The following is a 24,434-nucleotide window of genomic DNA, read 5'->3' on the forward strand; positions in this document are numbered from 1 at the left end:
GGTACGAACAACATGAACACGCACGTCAGGAGCACGATGAGCCGGATATGGGTGGGGATCGACAGTCGGAAGGGGCACCATCACGGCCTCGCGGTGGATGCCGACGGCAAGAGCCTGCTGTCGCGGCGGGTCGCCAACGACGAGCCCGAGCTGCTGAAACTGATCGGCGACGTGCTGGCCCTGGCCGAGGGCCGTGAGGTCACCTGGGCCATCGATATGACCGGCGGGGAGCCCGCGCTGCTGCTGTCTCTGCTGGTCGGCCACGGTCAGGAGGTCCTCTACATCCCCGGCCGCCTGGTCAACCGGGCCTCCGACGGCTACCGCGGCGAGGGCAAGACCGACGCCCGCGACGCCTACGTCATCGCGGACCAGGCCAGGATGCGCCGCGACCTGCGGCCGATCCGCCCCGGTGACGAGGCCGTGATCGAACTGCGGCTGCTGACCGGACGCCGGGCCGACCTGGTCGAGGACCGCACCCGCAGCGTGAACCGGCTGCGCGGCACGCTCCTGAGCATGTTCCCAGCCCTGGAACGGGCCCTGGACGTGACCAACGTCGGCCCGCTCAAGCTGCTGACCGGCTACCAGATCCCGGCCGCGATCCGCCGCGCAGGCGTCGCCCGGCTCGCGAAATGGTTGAGCAACCGCAAGGTCAGAAACGCGGTGGCGTGAAATGAGCGTGACGATCAGGGACGGTGTGGCGGCGACCGCGGAGAGCACCAGCAGGCTTGTCCGGTTGACTGAGGTAAGGGGCCGAGCGGTGCTGCCGAGCGTGCCGGGCACCAGCAGGATGGAGAACAGCGGGGCGGCCCCGGCGTTCCGACGCCACGGGCGCTTTTGCCAGGCTCTGATACCTCAGCGACCGTGCTGCGCGGCGAAGTTCGAAAGGATGTGTGGGGGTGCGGGGCGGTGGGGCCCCGGCGGGACTGCGCGGATTCGGGATGTCCGCCGAGCTTTGAGCGGCGTGGGTGGTGCCGTCCGCACAAGACGATGCCCGGCTGGCAAGACTCGGTCAAGGTCGCGCGCAACAGAAGTTGAAAGACTCTGAAACATCTTTCCTCCCGGGTCGGTCCAGGTGCCCGTCACCTTCGCTTCAGGGCCGCGACTCCGCCCGAAGGTGACACCTTCGATGCGGTAAGTCGCCGATTGCAAGGGTCTTTACGCGGTGCTTGCCCGTCAGTAATCTCATGATGATTCTTGCAGTGACCTGTGCAAGATGTGGCGGTCCCGGTGGAGACCGCTGTCATCAGTCACCTGTCGGGAAGTCGGCTCACCAGTCGACTCGGGAGGCTGCGGAGCGGGGCGTGAGTTGCCTGCCGTCCGCTTGACCTACCCGTTCCTACCCGAGGGGTACCTCTTGATATCGCCATCACGTCGCAGAACAGGGCCGACGGTCCTGGTGCTGACCGCGGCGGCCGGCCTCACGGCCACGCTGCTGTCGTCCGCGCCGACCGTCACGGCCCACGCCGGGACCGCACCGGCCGCACAGAGTGCCACCGCCAACACGGCGACGGTGTTCTACTACACCAAGACCCGCAACTGGCCCGCGTACAACCTGCACTACTCGCCCGACGGCGGGAGCTGGACCGCGGTGCCGGGCGTAGCCATGGCGGCCGCGTGCACGGACTGGGTGAAGACCACCGTCGACCTCGGCTCGGCGGCCGGCCTGCAGGCCACCTTCAACAACGGCCAGGGAACCTGGGACAACAACGGGGGCAAGAACTACAACCTGGGCACCGGCGCGATCACCGTCCAGGACGGTGTCATCGCCCACAGCGACCCGTGCGGCGGCACTGGCCCCTCGCCCAGCCCCACCCCCTCACCCAGTTCCAGCCCTTCCGGCAGCCCGACGCCGACGCCGACGCCGAGCACGGGCAGCTCCACCTCCACGGTCTTCTACTCCACTGCGGTGGTGGGCTGGAGCACTGTCAACCTGCACTACGCGCCGACCGGCGGCGCCTGGACGACCGCGCCGGGCATCGGCATGACGCTCGCCTGTCCGGGCTGGTTCAAGAAGACCGTCGGGCTCGGTTCGGCGACGACCATGGCCGCGACCTTCAACAACGGCAACGGCACCTGGGACAACAACAACGGCGCCAACTACACCGTCCCGGCCGGCATCGTCACCGTCCAGAACAGCAAGGTCACCGCGAACGCCGTGGACCCCTGCGCCGCTGTCGTGCCGGACACCACACCGCCCACCGTGCCGACCGCGCTCAGCGCCTCGGCCACCGGTACCTCGATCGTGCTCACCTGGAACCCGTCCACCGACGACCACGCGGTGACGGGCTATCAGGTCTCGCGGACCGGCGGCACCAAGGGCGCGATGGTCTACGACCTCGGCTCCACCGTGTACTCCGACGCCAACCTGGAGGAGAACACGCTCTACAGCTACACGGTGAAGGCCCTCGACGCGGCCGGCAACGCTTCCGCCGCGAGCCTGCCAGCCGCCGCGACCACCGGCGCCGCGCCGCCTCCTGCCAAACAGGGCACGATGCTCGGCACCGATCCGCGCAAGGACCCCATCTACTTCGTCCTGACCGCACGCTTCAACGACGGCGACTCCTCCAACAACCGCGGCGGCAACCAGGACGTGAAGTCCGGGAACGCGGCCAACCACGACCCGATGTTCCGCGGCGACTTCAAGGGCCTGGTGCAGAAACTCGACTACATCAAGGGCCTGGGCTTCTCCGCCATCTGGATCACCCCGGTGGTACTGAACCGCTCCGACTACGACTACCACGGGTACCACGGGTACGACTTCTACCGGGTCGACCCGCGCCTGGAGTCCGCCGGGGCCTCCTACCAGGACCTGATCAACGCCGCCCACGCCAAGAGCGTCAAGATCTACCAGGACGTGGTCTACAACCACAGCTCCCGCTGGGGCGCCAAGGGCCTGTTCGTGCCCACCGTCTACGGCGTCCGCGACGCGCAGTGGTCCTGGTACTACGACGAGAAGCAGCCCGGATTCGAGTACGACGGCCTGACCGTGGACCCGAAGACCGGAAAGTCGTACTACAACGGCGACCTGTGGTCGACCACCAAGCCCGCCGACTCCACCTGCGTGGGCTGGGGCACCCCCACCCAGTACAAGAGCCCCGAGGGCTACACGATCTACAACTGCCAGTGGCCCAGCCCCACATCGGGAATGTTCCCGGCCAAGTACTACCACCAGTGCTGGATCGGCAACTGGGAGGGCGAGGACTCGCGCTCCTGCTGGCTCGCCGACGACCTCGCCGACTTCAACACCGAGAACCCCGAGGTCCAGAACTACCTGATCGGCGCCTACAACAAGTACATCGACATGGGCGTGGACGGCTTCCGGGTCGACACGGCCGTGCACATCCCCCGCGTCACCTGGAACCGCCGCTTCCTGCCGGCCATCCAGCAGCGCGTCACCCAGGACTGGGAGCCCGCCAAGGCGCAGAACTTCTTCGTCTTCGGCGAGGTCGCCGCGTTCGTCAACGACAAGTGGAACCGCGGCTCGGTCAACCACTCCGCCCAGTTCTACACCTGGAAGGAACGCAAGGACTACACCGCCGACGACACCCAGGCCGCACTGGACCAGTACACCTACGAAGAGCAGCTGGGCACCGGAAACCAGCCCACCAGCACCAACGCGTTCCTGACCGGGAACGCGTTCCACACACCGGACCACTCGAAGTTCTCCGGCATGAACATCATCGACATGCGCATGCACATGAACTTCGGCGACGCCCACAACGCGTTCAACACCGGCAAGGACTCCGACGACTCGAACAACGACGCCACGTACAACGTGGTCTACGTCGACAGCCACGACTACGGCCCCAACAAGTCCTCCGTGCGCTACAACGGCGGCACCGACGCCTGGGCCGAGAACATGGCACTGATGTGGACCTTCCGCGGCATCCCCACGCTGTACTACGGCTCGGAGATCGAGTTCCAGGCCGGCAAGACCATCGACTGCGGTCCCTCGTGCCCGCTGGCCACCACCGGCCGCGCCTACTACGGCGACAAGATCGCCGGAAACGTGACGGCCAGTGACTTCTCGGTCGTCTCCTCGGCGGACGGCGCCGTCGCCACCACCCTGCAGCAACCGCTGGTCAAACAGGTCCAGCGACTGAACCAGATCCGCCGCGCCATCCCGGCGCTGCAGATGGGCCAGTACTCCACCGACGGTGTCACCGGAGGCGGCATGTCGTTCAAGCGCCGCTACACCGACGCCCCCACCGGAGTGGACAGCTTCGCCCTGGTCACCGTCACCGACGCCGCGACCTTCACCGCCATCCCCAACGGCACCTACACGGACGCCGTCTCCGGGGACGTCAGGGTCGTCACCGACGGCACCCTCGCGATCACCGCCCCCGGCAAGGGCGACCTGCGGGTCTACGTCCTGGACCTCGGCGGCAAGAACACGGCACCGGGCAAGATCGGCGTCGACGGACCCTACCTGAAGTAGCCGACCCGAGCAGCCGGGGGACACCGCCGAACAGCGGCGCCCCCCGGCCACGCCCGCGTGAGGTCACCGAACGACACGAGCGAGGGAAACCGACATGTCGCAAGTGCGCCGCCCCCACAGTCGCACGCACGGGCCCACAGCCCGGGACGTGGGCGCCGCGGCGGGTGTCTCCCGCACCTCGGTGTCGTTCGCGTTCAACGACCCGCAACAGCTGTCAACCACCGGGAACTCATCCTGCGGGTGGCACAGGAGATCGGCTACCGGCCGCCCGCCCTGGCCCGGATGCTCCGGTGCGGCCGGACCCGATCCATCGGTGTCCTGCTTCCCCAGAACCTCTCGACGATCATGAGCAATGCGTACTATACGGACTGGAGGACATGTTGTCGGCGCGGATGCGTCAGGTGACCCGGTCTCTGTATCAGGACCATTTGACGCTGCGGGCGGTGACCGAGACCCGTCTTCCCCGAGGCGCTGCCCGACTGGGTGTCCTTGGGCCGCCGCTCCCGGTTGGAGCCCTTCGTCAATCTGCAACGGGCCATCGTCAAGCAATGGGCCGCCATCACCGCTGCGGCCCAGCACGCCATGAGCAACGGGATCGTGGAGAGCATGAACACCAAGATCCGCCTAATGACGCGCAGGGCCTTCGGCTTCAAGGACTCCGCAGCGCTCATCGCCCTCGCCATGCTCAGCCTCGGCGGCCACCGACCCTACTATCCAGGCCGTCAAGCCGCATGAAAACACCCACGGAAGCGACAGGAGAGCCCGTTTACGAGCCTGAGTGATCGCGCTGGCCGACGCCGGTGTCCAAGACGCGTCCCCGCAACTCCACTTGTCCAGTGGCCCGGCGTTCGCACGGACCAGAAGTCGGTCCGTGCGAACAGCGCGTTCAATCAGGAACGATGGTCACGACTCGGTTCGTCAGGCCACCGTGACGCCGGACCCGAGGGTCCACTTCTGGTTGGCGCCTCCGGTGCAGTTCCACAACTCCAGGCCGGCGCCGTTGGGGTTGGTGGCCCCGGTGACGTCGAGGCAGAGACCGGACTGAACGCCGGTGATCGTGCCGTTGGAGTTGGCGTTCCACTGCTGGTTGGCGCCTCCGTTGCAGTCGTAGATCTCAACGTGTGTACCGGCGGTGGTAGCGCCGCTGTGGGCGTCGAAGCACTTGCCCAGCACGTTGAGCGTCTTGGCCGAGGAGCTGTAGGTGATCTTCTGGTTGGTGCCGCCGTTGCAGTCCCACACGTCCAGCTGGGTGCCGTTCACCAGGGTGCTGTTCGGGTCGTCGGCACAGCGGCCGGTGAGGCCACTGGTCAGGTTGCCGCCGACCGGAGTCGAGGTGCCGGACGGGGTGACCTTGAACAACGCGGACTCGTGCGGGGCCAGACTGCGGCTGACGGAGTTGGTGAGGGTCTCGTTCGACTTGCCCCAGAGGTTGCGCACCGTGGCGGAACCGCTGAACCCGAGGTCGGAGAAGTTAGCCGTCACCGTCTCGTTGCCTGCCCGGTCGGAGCGGTTGAACAACGCCACCGTGTAGCTGCCGTCCGGGTTCTTCTGCTTCGTGGCCCACACCTGCAGATCATTGTTGTTCGAGATCTGGCTGGCCACCACGGAGTCGGTCTGGTTGACGTTGGTCACCTCGGCGTTCTTCAGCATGTTGAGGTCACCGGCGTCCAGGTTGGTCAGGTCGCTCCCAGCATCATCACCGACCGCGTGACCGCCCACAGAGTGATCACGCTCTGCCGCTCGTTCACGGTCAGACCATTGTGGTCACCGTTGCCGACCTCAACCGAGTCGGGGTCGTTCCAGCCACCCTGACCGCCGTACTGCCCCCACTGAGCCAGGTTCGCCCAACGCGGCCCGACGTTGCTCCAGTTGGTGAGGGTCGAGCAGTAGCACTCGATGTCGCCTCCCGTCCGCCAGCTGTTGGCGTACTGCTGCCAGGTCTTGATGTTGTTGATGTCCAGGGTGTTCGACAGGCCGTAGTGGATGGTGCGGCCGGTCTGGTTCAGCGCCTTCGACCAGGCGATGACGTCGTTCTGATCGCTGGTGTGCACGCCGTCGATCTTGATGTAGTCGACCCCGTAGGAGGCGAACAGGTTCGCCCACGAGTTCACGAACGCCTGAGCCGCGGTGGGGTTCTTGTTGTAGTCGATGAAGTACATGACATTGCCCCACCCCCCGTAGTTCGACTCGAACGTCGACGTGCTCGAGACGATGTCCCGTGCGTGGTACGACGTGCCCTCGATCGGGGTGTTCTGGTCATAAGCCGCCTTCGGGATGCCCGGCGTCACGTACATGCCGAACTTCTCACCCAGCCCGTGGACGAAGTCACCCAGGTTCTTCATACCGTCCGGGAACTTGCCGGTGTCGACGACCCAGCGACCGTACTGATCGACGGTGGTGCCGGGGTTCTTGATGTAGTAATCGTCCAGGTTGATGTACTTGTAACCCGCGGCCAACAGGCCCGAGTCGTGCATCGCCTGAGCCTGGTTCTTGAGCTTGGCCTCGCTCGGGTCGTATCTGAGGGAGCTCCAGCTGCTCCATCCCATCGGCGGCGTCTGCGACGCACCGTTGTCCTGGGCTTGCGCGGGCGCCGAGCCCGTCAGGGTGGATATGAACAGCGACGATGCCAGGGCAACCGTCGCGACGAGCGCGCGTTTGTACATGACTCTCCTTTGAGTCGAATCACTTCACGCCAGGAGTTGTCTTACTGTTCTGTATTGAGCCCTAGTGTTCGATCGAGTGTCAATACATCCACACAAGTGGACTCGATCGGACAGATTCGTTCAGTTCCGGACTGACACGCGGCTGCAGTTCGTTGCTTGGTGAGTCGTCGTTGCTGGTCAAGTGCTTGCTGCAGATCCGCCGGGACACGGCCGTGGCTAGGCGCTTCTTCCGGAAACCGCTGAAGGGCGCCGGGTCGGTGCCGCGGGTGGTGGTGACCGACAAGCGGGACTCCTGGCCTTGACAGACCGCTCGACTCAACGGCGAATTCCCCCCACCCTGCACACCCACTTCGCCACCCACTTGGTCGAGTGCCGACTCTTCAGGGGACACGTGCTAACACTCTCGCCCTGATCAAGCAGTCCATGCGCACGGGCCCGCGGCCCCTGCTCAACCGCCTCGCCTACCTCCGACTGAGCCGCTACTCCCAGGGACTTGCCAACTGCAAGCGCACCGAGCCCCCAGCCCACTGCAGCATTCCCGCGGGGCACTCAGGCGAGCACCGCGGTGACGGCGAACGCGAGCAGGGCGGCGCCGGACAGCAGGAAGACCAGGGCGGCTGCCACGGTGCCCGCGGCCCTGTGTCCGACCAGGCGGTAGGCGCCGGGGTCTGCGGCCAGGTAGCACACCTGGTAGCCGCCCACTCCGGGCGCGGCGGGGGCGCGGCCCAGATCGAGCCAGAGGCCGATCCGCCGACCGCCCTGGGCAGTGAAGGCCAGATGGACGAAGGCATGCTCGACCTCGCGGTAGCGCCGTGGGTACCTCCGCGGCACGGGCCCTGGCATCGGCTCCTTGACGGTGTGCGTCTGCCGGCGCCCCGTCTCACAGCGCACCAGCACTCCGTCGCACACGATCCTGGCCGTGCGCACCGCCTCGAACACCACGCCCGACCCGAGAGCGATCATGGTAGTGCCGCCCAGGAGCAGGAACACTGCAAAGACGTACTTCACAGCACCGCCCCCGCCGCGGGCAGCCCGGTGCGCACGGCGTCTGGGCAGGCCGGGACTGTCCCAGTGTCCGGCGGCTGCGCGGGTTGTGAGTTGTTCACAGGGGACCGGTGTATCCGCAGGCGCGCCACAGGGCCTCGCGGTTCTGGTGTACCTCGATCAGTCGCGGCCGCACGCTCCGGCCCGGCGGGTGTTCGGGGGCGAGGAACACGGGACGCAGTAGGAGCAGTACCGGGCCCGTTGGTGCGCGGCCTGCGCGGCGGGTTCCGCTGCCGCCCGGGCGCCAGCGATCCTGTGCCAGCGCACCGGCGCGCGGACCAGTACCCACAGGAACGGGCCGTAGAGCAGCGCGAAGGTGGTGGTGATGATGTGGGCGGCGGTGGCGTGGGGGTGGTGGGCGGCGCTGACCCACAGCGCCACGAAGGGTCCGATGGTGAACAGCGCACCGGCTGCCACCTGCAGGACCAGCTCGGACCAGGGGTCCTTGAAGGGGGACAGGCCGATGCGGGTGTGGGCGCCGACGGGCACCGTCTGCTTGCGTGTCCGATAGGACAGGATGCGCGTGACCTGCGAGTGCCCGTCCCGCCAGGTGGTCTGCTCCTCGATCCGCACCCAGGTGGTGTAGTCCGCGGCGATGGTGTGCACTGGCGTGAGCCGGCCCCGGCGCCCGCAGCCCGGGCAGGCTGGCGCGGGAGCGGCCGGGCTGGTTCCAGACGGTGGAACCACGGGCTCGGTCATGCCGGGAGCATGGTTGCTCACGCCCGCGCCTGCCCTGTCGGGCCTTGACGGTGTTTCTACGCGGCGGGGTCGCCCGCGGTGTCCATGCCTGGGACTGTGACCGGGCGGGTGGTGCCGTCGGTGAGATGGTAGGAGAGGCCGACGACGGCGGTGCGGCCTGCGGCCACGGCGTCGCTGAGTGTGCGGGAGCGGTCCATCAGCAGGTCGACGGTGTGCCGTACGTGCTCGGCTATGAAGTCCTCGTCCTTGGTGTGTCCGGCGGCGCGCGCGGCCAGGACGCTGGGGGTGACACGCTCGATCACGTCGCGCACGTAGCCCTGTGCCGTGGTGCCGTCGGCGACGGCGGCGCGGGCGGCGGCGACCGCGCCGCACGAGTCGTGGCCCAGTACCACCACCAGCGGGCAGTCCAGGACGCTCACGCCGTACTCGATGCTGCCCAGCACCTCGGGCCCCATCACGTGACCGGCCGTGCGCACCACGAATAGGTCCCCCAGCCCCGGTCGAAGATGATCTCGGCGGCCAGGCGTGAGTCGGAGCATCCGAACACCACCGCGAAGGGACGCTGGCCCGGTATGCGGACGTGGACACGCTCGGTTGCCGGGGTCGGGCCACCTCGTTGGCCGGCGTGTGACAGTGCCTCACCAGGTTGCCGACGTCCAGGGCAGAGGCCGCCGCAAGGTCGCGCCCGGGGACCGCGGTTTTCTGCCCGCGGACGAGACACCGATCTTCACCGAGCTGTCCGCGCAGTGGCTCCAAGCCGCCCGCACCCTCCCCGGTCCCCTGGACGCGGAATGGTCGCGGCTGACCGCGGCCCCGCCGCGGGTGACGCCGGACTTCATCCCGGCATCACCCCACCTCGGGGCCGTTGATCGGCCATGATGGCTATGACCACGCGTCATCCTGAGGGGCCTCGCGTTTTCCGGACAGTCACCAGGCGGCTGAACTCTATGCCGTGAGCCGCATGTTGCGATGCTCAAGGTAGGCCTCACGCGGCGTTTGGTATCCAATAGCCGAGTGAAGTCGTTTGCGATTATACCAGAATTCGATGTACCTCGTGATGTCCTGTCGTGCCTCCTCTCGTGTGGCGTATGCCATGCGCGACACGCGTTCGTTCTTGAGGGCGCCGAAAAATGATTCAGCCATGGCGTTGTCATAGCAGATACCCGTTCGACCAGCTGAGCGGCAGAGGTCGAGCTGGTCGAGAGTCTTGCCATATTCTGCGGACATGTAGTTGCTGCCGCGGTCGGAGTGGAATATGGCCTTCTTGGCCAGATTTCGGTTGCGCGCCGCGTTCCTGATAGCCCGAGATATCAACGGGGTTTGATAGTGATCGTCCATGGCGTACCCGATCACTTCTTTGGTACAGCAGTCGATGACGGTCGCCAGATAAAGCCATCCCTCGCCGGTGGGGATGTACGTGATGTCCCGACCATTTTCTCTCCCGGCTTCTCGGCGGTGAAGTTTCGGCCGACGAGGTCGGGGACGGGGAACGGCAGGCCGGCCTTAGTCAGGTTGAACCGCTTGGGCTTGGGCTGGCAGGGGATCAGGCCGAGCTCGCGCATGAGCTGCCGGACCAGCTCCGGTCCTGCCTGCACGTCCCAGCGGCGGAGCTGTGCGTGCACGCGCCGGTGCCCGTATGTGCTATCGGATTCTTCAAATATCTTCGAGATTAGAACTCTAAGCTCTTCCCGGCGGGCCGCGGTGGCGGATTCCGGCCGTTTATGCCACTCGTAGTAGCCGGACCGGGAGACGGCAAGCATAGCGCACATGAAGTCGACGGGGAATGCGTACTTCGCAGTATCGAGCCGCATCTGGTCGATGAACTCGAACTTGTCACTTACCGGTGATCCTTCGCGAAGTCGGGTGGCCCGGGGGAATTTCGCCCCCGGGCTCCCACAGATCCGTACGTGACAGTCTCCCGTCATACGGCTCTTGTCGTCCTGGTCACCAGACCTGGGCGGGCGCTGTCATCCAGACCCAGTGCGCGAAGAACCGGGGATGTCGATCCACCCCGGACCACCACGCACGGAAGGTCGCTGCCCAACTCCGCCGCAGCCTGCGGTACTTCCCACGCAACCACCGGACCAAGTAGGCATTGATCCGTTTCAGGAGGGGAAACAGGGCCGACCTGTTGAAGGCCCCGTAGTACTGCATCCATCCCCGCACGACCGGATTGATCCAGTCGGCGAGGTCTCGGACCTCGCCCTGCACCCAGCGGTGCAGGCGCCAGGAGCGCACCACCTCGCCCATCCGCTTCAGGGCCTGGTCCGAGACCGCCGGAGAGAAACTCCGGAACAGCCCGTTACGCCCGTCCACGGTGCGCTCGCGAAAGTCGTAGCCCAGGAACGTGAACCGCGTGTGCTCGAAGGAGCCCGTGCGGTTCGCGTCCCGGCAGTAGACGATCTGCGTCTTTTCGGGGTGCAACTGAAGGCCGACCGAGTCCATGCGCGCCTCCAGCGCGGCCAGCACCGCTCTCGCCTGGGCGAGACTGCGGCAGTGAATGACCGCGTCGTCGGCATAGCGTTCGAAGCCGATGCCCGGGAAACTCCGGTCCAGCCAGGTATCGAACGCGTAGTGCATGAACAGGTTCGCCAGGACCGGGGAGACCGCCGAACCCTGCGGGGTGCCCGTGGTGCGCTCGATCAGCACACCGTCCGCACGCTGCAGCGGGGCAGCGAGCCACCGCTTGACGTACAGCAGTACCCAGGGGAGCTCGCAGACCGAGCCCACCGCCTTGAGCACCAGGTCCCACGGTACTGAGTCGAAGAACGCCTTGATGTCGAGATCGATCACCCAGTCGTACTTCCAGCACCGCTCCCGGCACCTGCCCACCGCCTCGATCGCCCCGCGCCCCGGGCGGTAGCCGTAGGAGTCCGGATGGAAGATCGGCTCGACCCTCTTCTCCAGCACCATCGCCACCACCGTCTGCGCGACCCGGTCGCCCACGGTCGGCACGCCGAGGACCCTGATGCCGCCGTGCGGCTTCGGGATCTCCACCATGCGTACCGGCGGAGGGAAGTAGCAGCCCGAGGACATCCGATTCCAGACCCGGTACAGGTTGCCCCGCAGGTCCTCCTCGAACTCCTCGATGGCCACCGCGTCCACGCCCGGCGCGCCCTTGTTCGCCCTGACCTTCTCCCAAGCCTCCATCACCAGCAGCCTCGGAATACCGAACGGCTTGACCGGTGCTTTCAACTCATCCACGCCAATTCCTCCCGGAGAACGTCCGGTTGATCGAATGAACAAGCCACGAACGACCCGGCCCCTTCGCTCCATCCTCATTACAAGGGCTTCACCGCTACTACGAACCGGTCCGCCGGCGCACGCCCAATACGGCAGTGCGCCTTCTCCTGTTCCGCACAGATCCCGCAGACCGGGCTCGCGCCACCTTCACGCCGGACACCGCCTGGCCAGAAATACGGACACCCGCCAGACTCATCCCGGGGAGCGTACAAGCCCCGGTTTCGATGTCGTCCAAGCATTTCGACGCATCAGCAGTGGTTCGCTCGCGCTCGCCTTCCCGATCCCCACCTGACGCCCTTTCAAGGACGCCTTTTCCTCCGACGCTCACCACGACGGTCTTCAGCCAACGCAGCAGGAGGCGGTTTGGAGCCTCCCTCCGCAGGAGCGACTCCGAGGGGCCAAAACCCTCATCATCTGTGCAGCATCATCCAGTTGCTACCGGCCTACACCGGCAACCACTTTCCGTTCAGGACACACGTACGCCGCTGCTTTTTTCAAGAATACGTTCTCCATCTCGACTTCGCGGAGACGCCGTTCGAGCTCCTTCAGGCGTGCGCGCTCACTCACCGTCAGCTCCGAGTCAGCGGCAGGCTGAGTCCCCTTCTCATGCTTCTTAACCCAGCTCCGCAGAGTTTCCGGATTCAGGTCAAGCTCGCGAGCGCTCTCCGAGATCGTCTTGCTCGACCCCAGTGCGATCCGTACTGCTTCCTCGCGAAACTCCGGCGAGTACTTGCTCGGTGGCGCCATTTCTACCTCGTTCCCTTTCAGAGAGATCCTATTGGGTCTCTGTCCGGGAACCTCAGGGCACCTCATCCTTCCGGCGTAGGCCCGGCACCAGGGAAGGTCACCATCACTACCCCGCCCCACCCAGACCAAGGATGCCAGGTCCGCCACCGCCCGGACGGGCGCGTCGGTCCGATCCTTGGCCAGCTCGTGGAGCACCTCAGCTTCAACGACGTCTTCGGGCGCTGCCGCGTCTTCGTCCGCCCCATCGGGGGCGGCATCGAATTCGAGGCCGACCTCCAGGACCTGGGCCTGACCTGACCGGCCCGCCCCTGCGCCAATCAGGCCTGACGCTGCGGATGGCGGGGGCGCGGCGGTTGCGGTGAGATCCGCGATGTCGGCCACGGTGGTTCCGGGGGGTAATGCGGCACTGCCGCCATTCGGCAGCGAGTTCTCCTGCGCCACAAACGTGGCCGCGTCAATGCCTCGTTGCAGCCTTGGGGTACTGAAACAATTTTCAACGCCAGGCCCCCGCCGGCCGAAGGGAGCAAGCTGGGGCGCCCCACTGCACGCGCAACCCCTTCAGCGCATTCTTTTACCTGCTCAGATGCCATCGGATGGCTTCGTCCCACTCGTGCTCACTTGCGCGGAGCACCCGGCACGGTCACATCGCGAGCGGAGCAAACCACCACTGGGCGCTCATAGGAGCGTCTTTCGACTATTGAAGGCAGATTCGTTCCAGCCGCGGAAATTACACCTCGATCCCCATGCGACGCAGGATCGGCGCGAGGTTGAATACAAGACTTGAACGCTTGCTGGGGTCAGTGGGTGGTGCTGGCCTGCTTCACAGGCCTGCGCTTTCGACCTGCCGCACGAACCGCCAGGAGTGTCGCCTTGTACGTGTCGTTGGAGCCGCGTTGGTCAGTGGACATTCCCACCCGGACCGCGGCCAGGTGGACGGGGGTGCACACGTTCATCATCGGGGCGGCCACGCGGGACGAGGCTGTCGATGCCGCCTAGCGGCAGGCCACCAGCAGCGACGGTGCCCGGCATCGCAGCGGCGCACCACCGCCTGATCGCCCACTGGTACCCGGCGGGCTTCTTGTGGCGACTTTCCGCTGGGCGGCCGCGCGCACACCTTCGACGCCCCACCCGAGCGGCAGCGGTGCCGCTCGGCTACGGCCCCTGATGGCCCTTCGGCGGCCGACGCAGACCCCCGGGTTCGCTCATTCGGGGACCGGGCCGGTGGTTCCGCGTACGACCAGGTGGGTGGCCAGTTCGATGTGCAGGGTGTCGACGGCATGGCCATCCATGAGGCGCACCAGCAGGGAGACGGCCATGCGGCCCATCTCCTGCAGGGGTTGGCTCACGGTGGTGAGCTGGGGTTCGGTGCTGCGGCTGAGGTCGATGTCGTCGAATCCGGTGACGGACAGGTCCTGCGGAATGCGCAGGCCGCGCTCGCGGGCGGCGCGCATGGCACCGACTGCGACCTTGTCGTTGAAGGCGACCAGGGCGGTGGGGCGCCGGGGCAGGTCCAGGAGTCGCGCTGCTACGGCGTAGCCGCCGTCCAGGGTGGGTTCGAGGTGGTGGATGAGTTCGGGGTCGGGCAGGGTGCCGGTGTCGGCCAGGGCCGAGGTGTGCCCCACGGTGCGCGCGCGGCCGGCGAGCCAGTTGCTGGGGCCGCCGATGACGCCGATGCGCCGGTGGCCCAGCCCGGTCAGGTGGGCGCTGAGGTTGCGGGCGCCGGTGAAGTGGGCGGCGGAGATGGAGGCGATATCGCGCGGCAGGTCGGTGCGCGGGTCGACCACCACGAAGGGGAAGCCCTGGGCGTGCAGGGCCTCCAGCTCCCCACTCGATTCAGGGGGCAGGATCAGGATCGCCCCGGCGATGCCCGGGTCCTTGGGCAGCGATCCCAGGACCGGGGTGTGCTGGGCGGCCTCGCCCGCGTCCAGGATCAACCGGCGCCCGTGCAGGCTGACCGTCTCGGCGATCGAGGACACGATCAGGCCGAAGTAGTCGGTCAGCACGTACGGGCAGCGCAGGTAGACCGCCCCGGTTCCGCGCCTGATGGGGGCAGGCGCGCCAAGGCGCGTCATGGCCTTCTGCACCAGGTCGCGGGTCTGTTCGGCGACCTGGTGGTGTCCGTTGATCACGCGCGAGACGGTCGCGATCGACACCCCCGCCTCGGCGGCCACGGCTCGCACCGTCACTTTGCCGCTGACCGGCCTAGCCACCTGTTACACCATTCCGTTTCATGGCCGGAAGCATAGGCGATCACTGCGGGCTCTGGTTCCGGGACTTGAAGAAATCCTTGACAGGGAATGAACGTGCCGCTTTCCTGATGTCCGCAGCAACGTTCCATAAAGTGTTTCATTCCGTTTCATGGAGTCGTTGCCGTGCGCGTCGAAGGCCTCGTCCACTCCCCGGGTGCCTTACCACCCCGACGAAGGAGCAGCAGATCTTGTCCCGCACCAGATTCATCCAGGCCTCGCTTGCCGCGGCGGCGCTGATCACCGGGTCGGTGACGGCGATGGGCACCGCGGCCCACGCCGCCTCCGGTACCGCGGTCTCCGTGTGGGAGACCACCGCCGACCAGAGCCGGCTCCTGGCCCCGCAGGCCGGCGCCACCTTCGCCTCCGGCAGCAGCAGCGCCTCCCAGACGATCACGGTGGACCCCACCAAGACCTATCAGTCGATGACCGGGTTCGGCGCCTCACTGACCGACTCCTCGGCCTGGCTGATCGCCAACTCCCCGCAGCGCAACACGATCATGTCCAAGCTCTTCGACCCCAACTCCGGTATCGGCCTGGACTTCCTGCGCCAGCCGGTCGGGGCCTCGGACTTCGCCCGCTCGGTGTACAGCTACGACGACATGCCCTCGGGGCAGAGCGATCCGTCGCTGTCCAACTTCTCCATCGCGCACGACAACGCCTACATCCTGCCCGTCCTGCAGCAGGCCCTGCAGCTCAACCCGTCCACCACGGTCATGGCCACCCCGTGGAGCCCGCCGGGTTGGATGAAGACCAGCGGCAACATGATCGGCGGCTCGCTCAGCAGCTCCAACTACCAGGCATACGCCAACTACCTGGTGAAGTACCTGCAGGCCTACAAGAACGCGGGTGTGCCGATCTCGCTGCTGACCGCGCAGAACGAGCCTGAGTACTCGCCCTCCAGCTACCCCGGCTCCACGTTCTCCTCCAACGACGAGGCGAACCTGATCGGCAACTACCTGGGCCCGGCGATCAAGGCCGCCGGCTTGAACACCGGGATCCTTGGCTACGACCACAACTGGGACGACCCGGGCTACCCCGAGACGATCCTGGGCAACTCCACCGCCTCCCAGTACACGGTCGGTACCGCCTGGCACTGCTACGGCGGCACCTCGGACGCGCAGACCACCGTCCACAACGCGTTCCCGAACAAGGACGCTTACTTCACCGAGTGCTCCGGCATCAAGTCCTCCAACACGTTCTCGGACTCCCTGCTGTGGCAGACCGAGAACCTGGTCATCGGCGCCACCCGCAACTGGGCCAAGTCCGTGGTCACCTGGAACATGGCCCTTGACCCCAGCGGCGGCCCCTCGATGGGCTGCAACACCTGCGCCGGTGTGGTAACCGTCGACAACGGCAACGGCACCGCGAGCTACAACGCCGAGTACTACGGCCTGGGCCAGGCCTCGAAGTTCGTCAAGCCCGGAGCGGTGCGCATCGACTCCAACACCTTCGGGTCCGGAAACATCGAGGACGTCGCCTTCAAGAACCCCGACGGCTCCACCGCCCTGCTGGTCGAGAACGCGGACACCTCCAACGCACACACCTTCGGCGTCAACCAGAGCGGCCAGTCCTTCACCTACACCCTGCCCGCCAAGTCGGTTGCCACCTTCACCTGGCCCGCCCTCGGCTCGGGCACCGGCGGCAGTGACACGACCGCGCCGAGCAACCCCTCGGGTCTTTCCGCCGGTGCTACCACCGCGAGCTCCATCTCGCTGAACTGGTCGGCGTCCACGGACAACGTGGGTGTGACCGGGTACAACGTGTACCGTGGCGGCGCCCAGGTGGGTACCGCCACCGGCACCAGCTACACCGACTCCGGCCTGAGCGCTTCGACGGCCTACAGCTACACGGTCAAGGCGTTCGACGCGGCCGGGAACCTGTCCGCGGCATCCAACACCGCCACCGTCACCACATCCGCCTCCGGCGGAGGCGGTGGTGGGGGGAGCATCAACGCTTCTGCCTGGTACACCGTCACCAACGCCAACAGCGGCAAGTGCGTGGACGCACAGGGCGGTGGGACGGGTAACGGCACCGCGGTCCAGCAGTGGGCCTGCGGGGCCGGTAACACGAACCAGCAGTGGCAGTTCCAGCCCACCGACAGCGGCTACTACAAGGTCGTCTCCCACAACGCCACCTCCGAGGCGTGGGACGTCAGTGGCGGACCGGGTTCCACCGGCAACGGCGTCCAGATCCAGCTGTGGTCCTACGGTGGCGGCACCAACCAGCAGTGGAAGCCCACCCAGAACGCCAACGGCTCCTACACCTTCACCCCCCGCAACAGCGGCACCCAGTGCCTGGACGCCGCGTCCACCTCCGACGGCGCCCGCACGCAGCAGTGGACCTGCAACGGCAACACCGCCCAAGCCTTCACCCTCGCCGCCCAGTAGAGCGGCCCGCCAGCACCGGTCGCCGGGTTCGCCCCCGGGGGACGCGAACCCGGCGACCGGCACCACCGCCTCCCCCCTGGCGCACCGTTCGGCCTTGATCTCAAGGCCGGGTGCTCCAGACGGGGCTGAGGTCAGGCTCCACCCTGTCAGGCGGGCCGCCACCCAACGGCCCGAAGCATCACCTCGTCCCGGGAAGGACGCACGATGCAACACGCTCTGAACCACCGCACCACCCTTCGAGGCAAGGCCGCAGCCTTAAGCGTTGTCACCGCCCTGGCCGCCGTGGCCCTGGGCACTGTCACCGCAGGCCCCGCGCACGCGGCCAGCGGCCCGACGATCTCGGCGTGGATCACCACCCCGGACCGAACCAACCTGCTCACCCCCGGCGCCGGCACCACCCTGGGCACCGGCACCTCCCAGGGAAACACCATCACGGTGGACCCCTCCCAGACCTACCAGAGCATCGACGGGTTCGGCGCCTCCATCACCGACGCCTCCGCCACCCTGCTCTCCGCCCTGCCCCAGGGGCAGCGCGACTCGGTGATGGGATCGATATTCAGCCCCACCGCCGGCATCGGCATGAGCATGCTGCGCCAGCCGCTCGGGTCATCCGACTTCGTCAACGGCCCCTTCTACACCTACGACGACCTGCCCTCGGGGCAGAGCGACCCCACCCTGGCGCACTTCTCCATCGCCCACGACCAGGCGCAGATCATCCCCCTGCTGAAGCAGGCCATCAGCCTGAACCCGAAGCTGAAGGTCGTCGTCGCCCCCTGGGGCCAGCCGGCGTGGATGAAGGACAACAACTCCGTGGTCGGCGGCCACATCCTGCCCGCCGACTACCAGGTCTACGCCAACTACCTTCTCAAGAGCGTGCAGGCCTACCAGGCCGCCGGCGTGCCGGTCTACGCGATGAGCGTGGAGAACGAGCCCCAGAACCGCACCCCGCTGGGCTACCCCGCCACCGACGTGCCCGTCGCCGCCGAGACCGCGATCATCAACGCCCTGGGCCCGCTACTGCAGGCCAACGGCCTGGGCAACGTCAAGATCATGGCGTACGACCACAACTGGGCCGAGCACCCCAACGACACCGCCTCCGCCGCCAAGCTCGGGGAGGCCCCCGAGCTGAACTACGCCAGCGACATCCTCAACAGCTCCGCCGCCCAGTACATCTCCGGCGACGCGTTCCACTGCTACTACGGCGACGCCGGCGCGCAGACCGCGATCCACAACCAGTTCCCCACCAAGGACGTCTGGTTCACCGAGTGCTCCGGCAGCCACGACGCCGGACAGCCCCTGTCGCAGTACTTCTCCGACACGCTGAACTGGCAGTCCAACAACGTCACGATCCCGGCCCTGCAGAACTGGTCCAAGTCGGTCCTGCTGTGGAACCTGGCCCTGGACTCCAACGGCAGCCCCCACAACCAGGGCTGCGGCACCTGCACCGGCACCATCGCCATCGACGGAACCAACGTCACCTACAACGCCGAGTACTACCTCACCGGGCACCTGAGCAAGTTCATCCAGCCCGGCGCGATCCACATCGGCTCCAACAACGCCGGCGACCTGCACAACGTCGCCTTCAAGAACCCGACGGCACCATCGCCCTGGTCGTGAACAACATCGGCGGCGGCACCCAGACCTTCGGCATCAGCACCGGCGGCCAGAACGCCAACTACACCCTGCCCCCCAACGCCCTGGCCACCTTCACCTGGACCCCCAGCGGTGGTGGTGGTGGTGACGTCATCGCGCCCAGCGCCCCGACCGGCCTGGCCACTACTGGCACCACCGCCACCTCCACCACCCTGAACTGGGGTGCGTCCACGGACAACGTGGGCGTGACCGGGTACAACGTGTACCGCGGCGGTGCGCAGGTGGGCGCCACCACCGGTGCCACCAGCTACACCGACACCGGGCTGAGCGCCTCGACCGCCTACTCCTACACGGTCAAGGCCTTCGACGCCGCCGGAAACCTGTCGGCCCCATCCAACACGGCCTCGGTCACCACCGCCGCCTCGGGCACCGGCGGCGGCATCAACGCCTCGGCCTGGTACACCGTCACCAACGCCAACAGCGGCAAGTGCGTGGACGCGCAGGGCGGCGGCACCGGCAACGGCACCGCGGTCCAGCAGTGGGCCTGCGGCGCCGGGAACACCAACCAGCAGTGGCAGTTCCAGCCCACCGACAGCGGCTACTACAAGGTCGTCTCCCACAACGCCACCACCGAGGCCTGGGACGTGGCCGGTGGACCCGGATCCACCGGCAACGGCGCCCAGATCCAGCTCTGGACCTACGGCGGCGGCACCAACCAGCAGTGGAAGCCCACCCAGAACGCCAACGGCTCCTACACCTTCACCCCCCGCAACAGCGCCACCCAGTGCCTGGACGTCACCAACCTGTCCACCTCCGACGGCACCCGCCTGCAGCAGTGGACCTGCAACGGCAACACCGCCCAAGCCTTCACCCTCACCGCCCAGTAACCCCCAACCAACCCCAACTACCCACACCCCATCGCGGGTCGCGGCCGCCCTCCCCGGCAGCCGCGACCCGCACCCCCGTCTATGCCCTTCCTCACGATGCGGAGACCCACCACCGATGCGCACCTCCCGCAGAAGCCTGCTGCTCGCTGCCAGCAGCACCCTTGTCGCCACCGCGATCGCCGGCACCGGCCTGGCGAACGCCTCCGCCTCCGCCGACCACCACCCCGGCCCCCCTCGCGCGGCCGGTTCGGCGCAGGTGTGGGTCACCACCCCCGACGGCACCGACACGATGGCCGACCTTGGCACCGTCGCCTTCACCCGCACGCCCGCGGATCCCGCCACCGCCCCGCCCACCGTCGTGGTCGACCCGAACCGCACCTACCAGACCATGACCGGCTTCGGCGCCTCCCTCACCGACTCCTCCGCCTCCGTGCTCTCCACCCTGGCTCCCGCAGCCCGCGACGCCGCCATGACCTCCCTGTTCGACCCGCGCACCGGCGACGGCCTGAACTACCTGCGCCAGCCCATCGGCGCCTCCGACTTCACCGCCGGCCCCGCCTACACCTACGACGACGTCCCCGCCGGACAGAGCGACTACACCCTGGCGCACTTCACCATCGCCCACGACCAGGCCCAGATCCTGCCCCTGCTGCGCCAGGCCCGCCAGCTCAACCCGGCCCTGCAGATCCTGGCCACCCCCTGGAGTCCGCCCGCGTGGATGAAGACCGGCGGCTCGCTGACCGGCGGGCGCCTGATCGATGACCCCCGCGTCTACCGTGCCTACGCCGCCTACCTGGTGAAGTTCATCCAGGCCTACCATGCCAACGGTGTCGAGGTGGACCAGATCACCGTGCAGAACGAGCCGCAGAACCGCACCCCGTCCGGCTACCCCGGCACCGACATGCCCTCCTGGCAGGAGGCCAAGGTCATCGAGCAGCTCGGCCCGATGCTCCGCGAGGAGGGCCTGCGGACGAAGATCCTGGGGTACGACCACAACTGGGCCGAGCACCCCAACGACGTGGCGTCCGCCCCGCCGGACGAGAGCGCCGACGCCGGGGACTACCCCCAGCAACTCCTGCAGTCCAGCGCCGCAAAGTACGTCTCCGGCACCGCGTTCCACTGCTACTACGGGGACCCCAGTGCGATGACCGCGCTGCACAACCAGTTCCCGACCAAGGACATCTACTTCACCGAGTGCTCCGGCAGCCAGTCCGGCGTCCCGGCGAACACCTTCTCCGACACCCTCAAGTGGCACACCCGCAACCTGGTCATCGGCGCGACCCGCAACTGGGCCAAGACCGTCGTCAACTGGAACATCGCCCTGGACCCGGCCGGTGGCCCGCACACCGGCGGCTGCACCGGCTGCACCGCCGTGTTGACCGTCAACGGCGACGGCACGGTGACGCGCAACGCCGAGTACTACACCCTGGGGGCGCTGGCCCGCTTCGTGAAGCCCGGCGCGGTCCGTATCGCCAGCACCTCGTTCGGCACCACCGGCTGGAACGGCCAGGTCCAGGACACCGCCTTCCGCAACCGGGACGGCAGCACCGTGCTGGTGGCCCACAACGAGAACGACAACCCGCAGACCTTCGCCATCCAGGAAGGCGACCGGCACCTGACCTACACCCTGCCCGGCGGGGCCCTGGCCACCTTCGTGTGGAACAGCAGCCACGGCACCGAGGACAGCCTTCGGCAGAGCGACCCCACCGGCTGGACGGCCACCTCCAACACCACCGGCACCACTGACACCGCGGCCGCGGCGGTCGACGACGACGCCAGCACCCGCTTCTCCTCCGGCGCCGCCCAGGCCCCGGGGCAGTACCTGCAGGCCGACCTGGGCAAGGTGCAGCGCCTGCAGCAGGTCGTCTTCGACACCGGCGCCTCCACCGGCGACTACCCGCGCGGCTACGCCGTCACCACCAGCACCGACGGCACGAACTGGACCACCGCGGTCGCCGACGCGACCGGCACCGGCCAGTTCACCACCGTCGACCTGGACAACCAGCCCGTGCGCTACATCCGGATCACCCTGACCGCGGCCAGCGGCAGCTGGTGGAGCATCGCCGACATCCGCACCTACCACGCAGACCGCTAAGAAGCACCCTTGATGAAGCGCCACGGGCACCCGGCATCCCCGTCGGGCCCGTGGCGATTCGCCCTCCGGCGGCGCCCCAGCTCGCCCGGGCACCCAGCCACCGGCCCAACCTTCGCGACGCCCCCTGGCAGTACCCGGAACACCATCAGGACAGGCACACCTTGGACGACGACGCCGACCGCCACCGCCCATCCGCGCACGCCCTGGAGGGCCGGCCCGATACCACCGGCCAGGCACTGGACCTGACCCGGACTTTCCTGCGCGGGCATGTGCCGGGACTGGATCCGCGCACGGCCCAGGACACGCTGCTGGTGGTGGCGGAGCTGGTCACCAACGCGGTGCGGCACGCGCCGGGCCCGCACACGCTGACACTGACCGGTGACAGCAGCGGCACCGTCGAGATCGCCGTCAGCGACCGCCACACCAGTGCGCCCGTGGCCCATCCCCCCGAACTGCTCGGCATCGAGGGGGGCCACGGGTGGCACCTGGTCAACCAGCTCGCCGACCACGTGGAGATCCGCTGGGAACCGGGCCACGGCAAGACCATCACCGTGCGCCTGCACCACCACGCATAACCCACCGAAGGACAGGGACCGTCGGCGAGCCGCCCCGGCCACCGCAAAAGCGCACCAGGAGAACCCCGTGACAAGCAGCGACATCAAGGCGCGACCAGCCCCGGACACACCACCGAAGGGGCCCCTGGCTGAGCCCGCGTTAGTCCACCCGGTCACGGCCGGGGCGCGGGCACCGGTGCCCGGGGCTTCGGAGCGGGTGCCGGTGGACTTCGCCGGGCCGGGCGAAGGCGTGGGCGAACTGACCTGGGGGATGTGGTCGATCTGGCACGCGATGGTGGCGCAGGGCAACTCGCTGCCCATCGGCGGCAGTACACCCCACTGCCGCCCGGGACCACCGTGGCCGACATCGCAGAGGAACTGCGCTACCTGATGGACCGGTTCCCCTCCATGCGCACCCTGATCAGGACCGACGCGCACCAGTGGCCCACCCAGGAGCTGTTCGAGCACGGCACCACGCACCTGGAGGTCTACGAAGCGGAGGCCCACACCGATCCAGGGCAGCTCGCGGCAGCGATCGAGGAGCACTGGCGCCAAACGCCCTTCGACTACGCGCACGAGTGGCCGGTGCGGATGGCCGTAGTTTGCCGCGACGGCCTGACCGTGCACCTGGTCACCATCATGAGCCACCTGGTCACCGACGCAGCCGGCGCGGAACTGATGCTGAGCCAGGTCAAAGTACGCGACAGCGCCCCCGCCACCGGACTGCAGCAGTTGGAGCAGGCCCGCTGGCAGGCATCGGCCGCCGGACAGCGGCAGAACGCCATGGCCCTGCGGTACTGGGAGAAGGTCCTGCGCAGCGTGCCCGCACAGCGCTTCCCCGCCTCCAAGGATCCGCGCGCACCGCGGTTTTGGAGCTGCGCCCTGGACTCGAAGGCGCTGCACGCGGCGCTGCCGGTGATCGCGGCCAGGACCGGCGCCGACACCCGCACGGTGCTGGTGGCCCTGTTCGCGATCTGCGTGCACCGGATCACTGCGTTGAACCCGGTGCTGGTGCGTCCGGTGGTCGGCAACCGGTTCCGGCCGGGGCTGGGTGACGTGGTGTGCACCATCGCCCAGTCCGGCGCCCTGATGGTGGACCTCAGCGACACCGCCGGGACCAAGGGCGGCGCAGAGCCCGGTGAGCGGGAGCGGACTGTTGACCAGGCGGTCGAGCAGGTCCGGCGCACCACGCTGGCCCTGTTCAAGCACGCCTACTTCCATCCGCAGGCCCTGGAGGCGCTGATCGGCACGCTTTCGCGTGAGCGCGGGGAGCAGATCCAGACGGCGGTGTTCTTCAACGACCGCAGCAGCCACCTGGCCGCCCCGGACCACGTTGCGCCGGCCGCAGGGGAGCTGGTCGAGATGCTGGACCAGGCGCGCAGGGAAAGCCACTTCCGCTGGACCGCGGCGCGCGACGGGCGGGCGACCTGCTGCACGTCAGCGTCGAGGACACCGCCACCGGTGGCCTGCGCGTCGACGTCCACGCGGACTCCCACTCCCTCTCCCCGGCAGACGCGGAAGCACTGGCCCGCGGCATCGAGGATGTTGCCGTCGAGGCCGCGACCAACCCCGGCGCCCTCACCCGGGCACCGGGCGAGCGAGTCGACCCGTCCCGGTGACCGGGCCCTGCGGCGAAGCCATAGGGCCCAATGCACCGCGACGCCGTCCCGGGGCACGGCCACCGCGCTGTCTTCGTACACGTGCGATCTCACTGCCACGCCCTGGCAGAGCCCCTCGCTACGACCCGCCTCCCGGCTTGCCCGCTCAGGCAACTGCCCGTAGGCCTCACCCACTGAACCCGTTTCATCCTGAAGTGGCTGGTCGGGGGTCTGGTG

General features: G+C 67.8%; 17 protein-coding genes and 4 pseudogenes. 11 read left to right on the top strand and 10 right to left on the bottom strand.

The genetic code is table 11. The annotated features are described in order from the left end of the window. Positions 1 to 36: 36 nt before the first annotated feature. The 3 genes and pseudogenes from ACXKR8_RS01325 to ACXKR8_RS01335 form a co-directional block, all read left to right on the top strand. Positions 37 to 666 (top strand): annotated as a pseudogene (locus ACXKR8_RS01325) (IS110 family transposase); the annotation flags it as partial. 691 nt (positions 667 to 1,357) lie between these two features. Further along, positions 1,358 to 4,438, top strand: a complete 3,081-nt coding sequence (locus ACXKR8_RS01330) for a carbohydrate binding domain-containing protein (protein ID WP_462100748.1) — start codon at positions 1,358 to 1,360, stop codon at positions 4,436 to 4,438. Positions 4,439 to 4,906: 468 nt separating this feature from the next. Further along, positions 4,907 to 5,173: pseudogene (locus tag ACXKR8_RS01335) on the top strand (transposase); the annotation flags it as partial. A gap of 183 nt (positions 5,174 to 5,356) precedes the next feature. Here the strand turns inward: ACXKR8_RS01335 and ACXKR8_RS01340 are convergent. Both ACXKR8_RS01340 and ACXKR8_RS01345 read right to left on the bottom strand, forming a co-directional pair. Continuing rightward, positions 5,357 to 6,157 (bottom strand): ricin-type beta-trefoil lectin domain protein, encoded by an 801-nt coding sequence (locus ACXKR8_RS01340; RefSeq protein ID WP_462100228.1) that lies wholly within the window; start codon positions 6,155 to 6,157, stop codon positions 5,357 to 5,359. Further along, positions 6,115 to 7,101, bottom strand: a complete 987-nt coding sequence (locus ACXKR8_RS01345; RefSeq protein WP_462100229.1) for a glycoside hydrolase family 27 protein — start codon at positions 7,099 to 7,101, stop codon at positions 6,115 to 6,117. The genes ACXKR8_RS01340 and ACXKR8_RS01345 overlap by 43 nt, the downstream gene beginning before the upstream one ends. 185 nt (positions 7,102 to 7,286) lie before the next feature. On the opposite strand from ACXKR8_RS01345, the pseudogene ACXKR8_RS01350 reads away from it, so the two are divergent. Continuing rightward, positions 7,287 to 7,385 (top strand): annotated as a pseudogene (locus tag ACXKR8_RS01350) (IS6 family transposase); the annotation flags it as partial. 265 nt (positions 7,386 to 7,650) lie between these two features. On the opposite strand, the gene ACXKR8_RS01355 reads toward ACXKR8_RS01350, so the two are convergent. The 3 genes and pseudogenes from ACXKR8_RS01355 to ACXKR8_RS01365 form a co-directional block, all read right to left on the bottom strand. Then, entirely contained in the window at positions 7,651 to 8,064 is a 414-nt protein-coding gene (locus tag ACXKR8_RS01355) for a hypothetical protein (RefSeq protein ID WP_458271068.1), read from the bottom strand. Between the two features lie 201 nt (positions 8,065 to 8,265). Beyond that, a complete protein-coding gene (locus ACXKR8_RS01360; protein ID WP_458271069.1) occupies positions 8,266 to 8,751 on the bottom strand; it encodes a hypothetical protein in 486 nt (161 codons plus the stop codon). Between the two features lie 149 nt (positions 8,752 to 8,900). Then, positions 8,901 to 9,478: pseudogene (locus ACXKR8_RS01365) on the bottom strand (carbonic anhydrase). Between ACXKR8_RS01365 and ACXKR8_RS01370 the strand changes: the two are divergent. Further along, positions 9,478 to 9,723: a hypothetical protein gene (locus tag ACXKR8_RS01370; protein WP_462100775.1), complete on the top strand. Its 246-nt coding sequence runs from the start codon at positions 9,478 to 9,480 to the stop codon at positions 9,721 to 9,723. The pseudogene ACXKR8_RS01365 and the gene ACXKR8_RS01370 overlap by 1 nt on opposite strands. Before the next feature lie 66 nt (positions 9,724 to 9,789). On the opposite strand, the gene ACXKR8_RS01375 is transcribed toward ACXKR8_RS01370, so the two are convergent. The 5 genes from ACXKR8_RS01375 to ACXKR8_RS01395 all read right to left on the bottom strand — a co-directional run bounded on the left by ACXKR8_RS01375 (position 9,790) and on the right by ACXKR8_RS01395 (position 15,044). Continuing rightward, positions 9,790 to 10,266 carry an IS3 family transposase gene (locus ACXKR8_RS01375; protein WP_462100749.1) on the bottom strand — a complete coding sequence of 159 codons (477 nt, stop codon included), beginning with the start codon at positions 10,264 to 10,266 and terminating at the stop codon, positions 9,790 to 9,792. Next, positions 10,194 to 10,655, bottom strand: a complete 462-nt coding sequence (locus ACXKR8_RS01380; RefSeq protein ID WP_462100230.1) for an IS3 family transposase — start codon at positions 10,653 to 10,655, stop codon at positions 10,194 to 10,196. The genes ACXKR8_RS01375 and ACXKR8_RS01380 overlap by 73 nt, the downstream gene beginning before the upstream one ends. A 133-nt stretch (positions 10,656 to 10,788) precedes the next feature. Beyond that, a complete protein-coding gene (gene ltrA / locus ACXKR8_RS01385; RefSeq protein WP_462100231.1) occupies positions 10,789 to 12,048 on the bottom strand; it encodes a group II intron reverse transcriptase/maturase in 1,260 nt (419 codons plus the stop codon). Positions 12,049 to 12,522: 474 nt separating this feature from the next. Continuing rightward, positions 12,523 to 13,029 carry a transposase gene (locus ACXKR8_RS01390; RefSeq protein WP_458271072.1) on the bottom strand — a complete coding sequence of 169 codons (507 nt, stop codon included), beginning with the start codon at positions 13,027 to 13,029 and terminating at the stop codon, positions 12,523 to 12,525. A gap of 1,007 nt (positions 13,030 to 14,036) precedes the next feature. After that, positions 14,037 to 15,044 (bottom strand): LacI family DNA-binding transcriptional regulator, encoded by a 1,008-nt coding sequence (locus ACXKR8_RS01395; protein ID WP_458271073.1) that lies wholly within the window; start codon positions 15,042 to 15,044, stop codon positions 14,037 to 14,039. Between the two features lie 227 nt (positions 15,045 to 15,271). On the opposite strand from ACXKR8_RS01395, the gene ACXKR8_RS01400 reads away from it, so the two are divergent. From ACXKR8_RS01400 to ACXKR8_RS01425, 6 genes are all read left to right on the top strand, one after another. Then, a complete protein-coding gene (locus tag ACXKR8_RS01400) occupies positions 15,272 to 17,470 on the top strand; it encodes an RICIN domain-containing protein (protein WP_458271074.1) in 2,199 nt (732 codons plus the stop codon). Positions 17,471 to 17,674: 204 nt separating this feature from the next. Next, on the top strand, positions 17,675 to 19,087 hold the full coding sequence (locus ACXKR8_RS01405; protein ID WP_462100232.1) for a glycoside hydrolase family 30 protein: 1,413 nt from the start codon (positions 17,675 to 17,677) through the stop codon (positions 19,085 to 19,087). Next, positions 19,084 to 19,950 carry an RICIN domain-containing protein gene (locus ACXKR8_RS01410; protein ID WP_462100233.1) on the top strand — a complete coding sequence of 289 codons (867 nt, stop codon included), beginning with the start codon at positions 19,084 to 19,086 and terminating at the stop codon, positions 19,948 to 19,950. The genes ACXKR8_RS01405 and ACXKR8_RS01410 overlap by 4 nt, the downstream gene beginning before the upstream one ends. A gap of 115 nt (positions 19,951 to 20,065) precedes the next feature. After that, entirely contained in the window at positions 20,066 to 22,045 is a 1,980-nt protein-coding gene (locus ACXKR8_RS01415; RefSeq protein ID WP_458271076.1) for a discoidin domain-containing protein, read from the top strand. A gap of 161 nt (positions 22,046 to 22,206) precedes the next feature. Next, positions 22,207 to 22,620 carry an ATP-binding protein gene (locus ACXKR8_RS01420; protein ID WP_458271077.1) on the top strand — a complete coding sequence of 138 codons (414 nt, stop codon included), beginning with the start codon at positions 22,207 to 22,209 and terminating at the stop codon, positions 22,618 to 22,620. 336 nt (positions 22,621 to 22,956) lie between these two features. Next, positions 22,957 to 24,381: a condensation domain-containing protein gene (locus ACXKR8_RS01425; protein WP_462100234.1), complete on the top strand. Its 1,425-nt coding sequence runs from the start codon at positions 22,957 to 22,959 to the stop codon at positions 24,379 to 24,381. Positions 24,382 to 24,434: the final 53 nt, after the last annotated feature.

It is taken from the genome of Streptacidiphilus sp. PAMC 29251 (assembly GCF_054208735.2).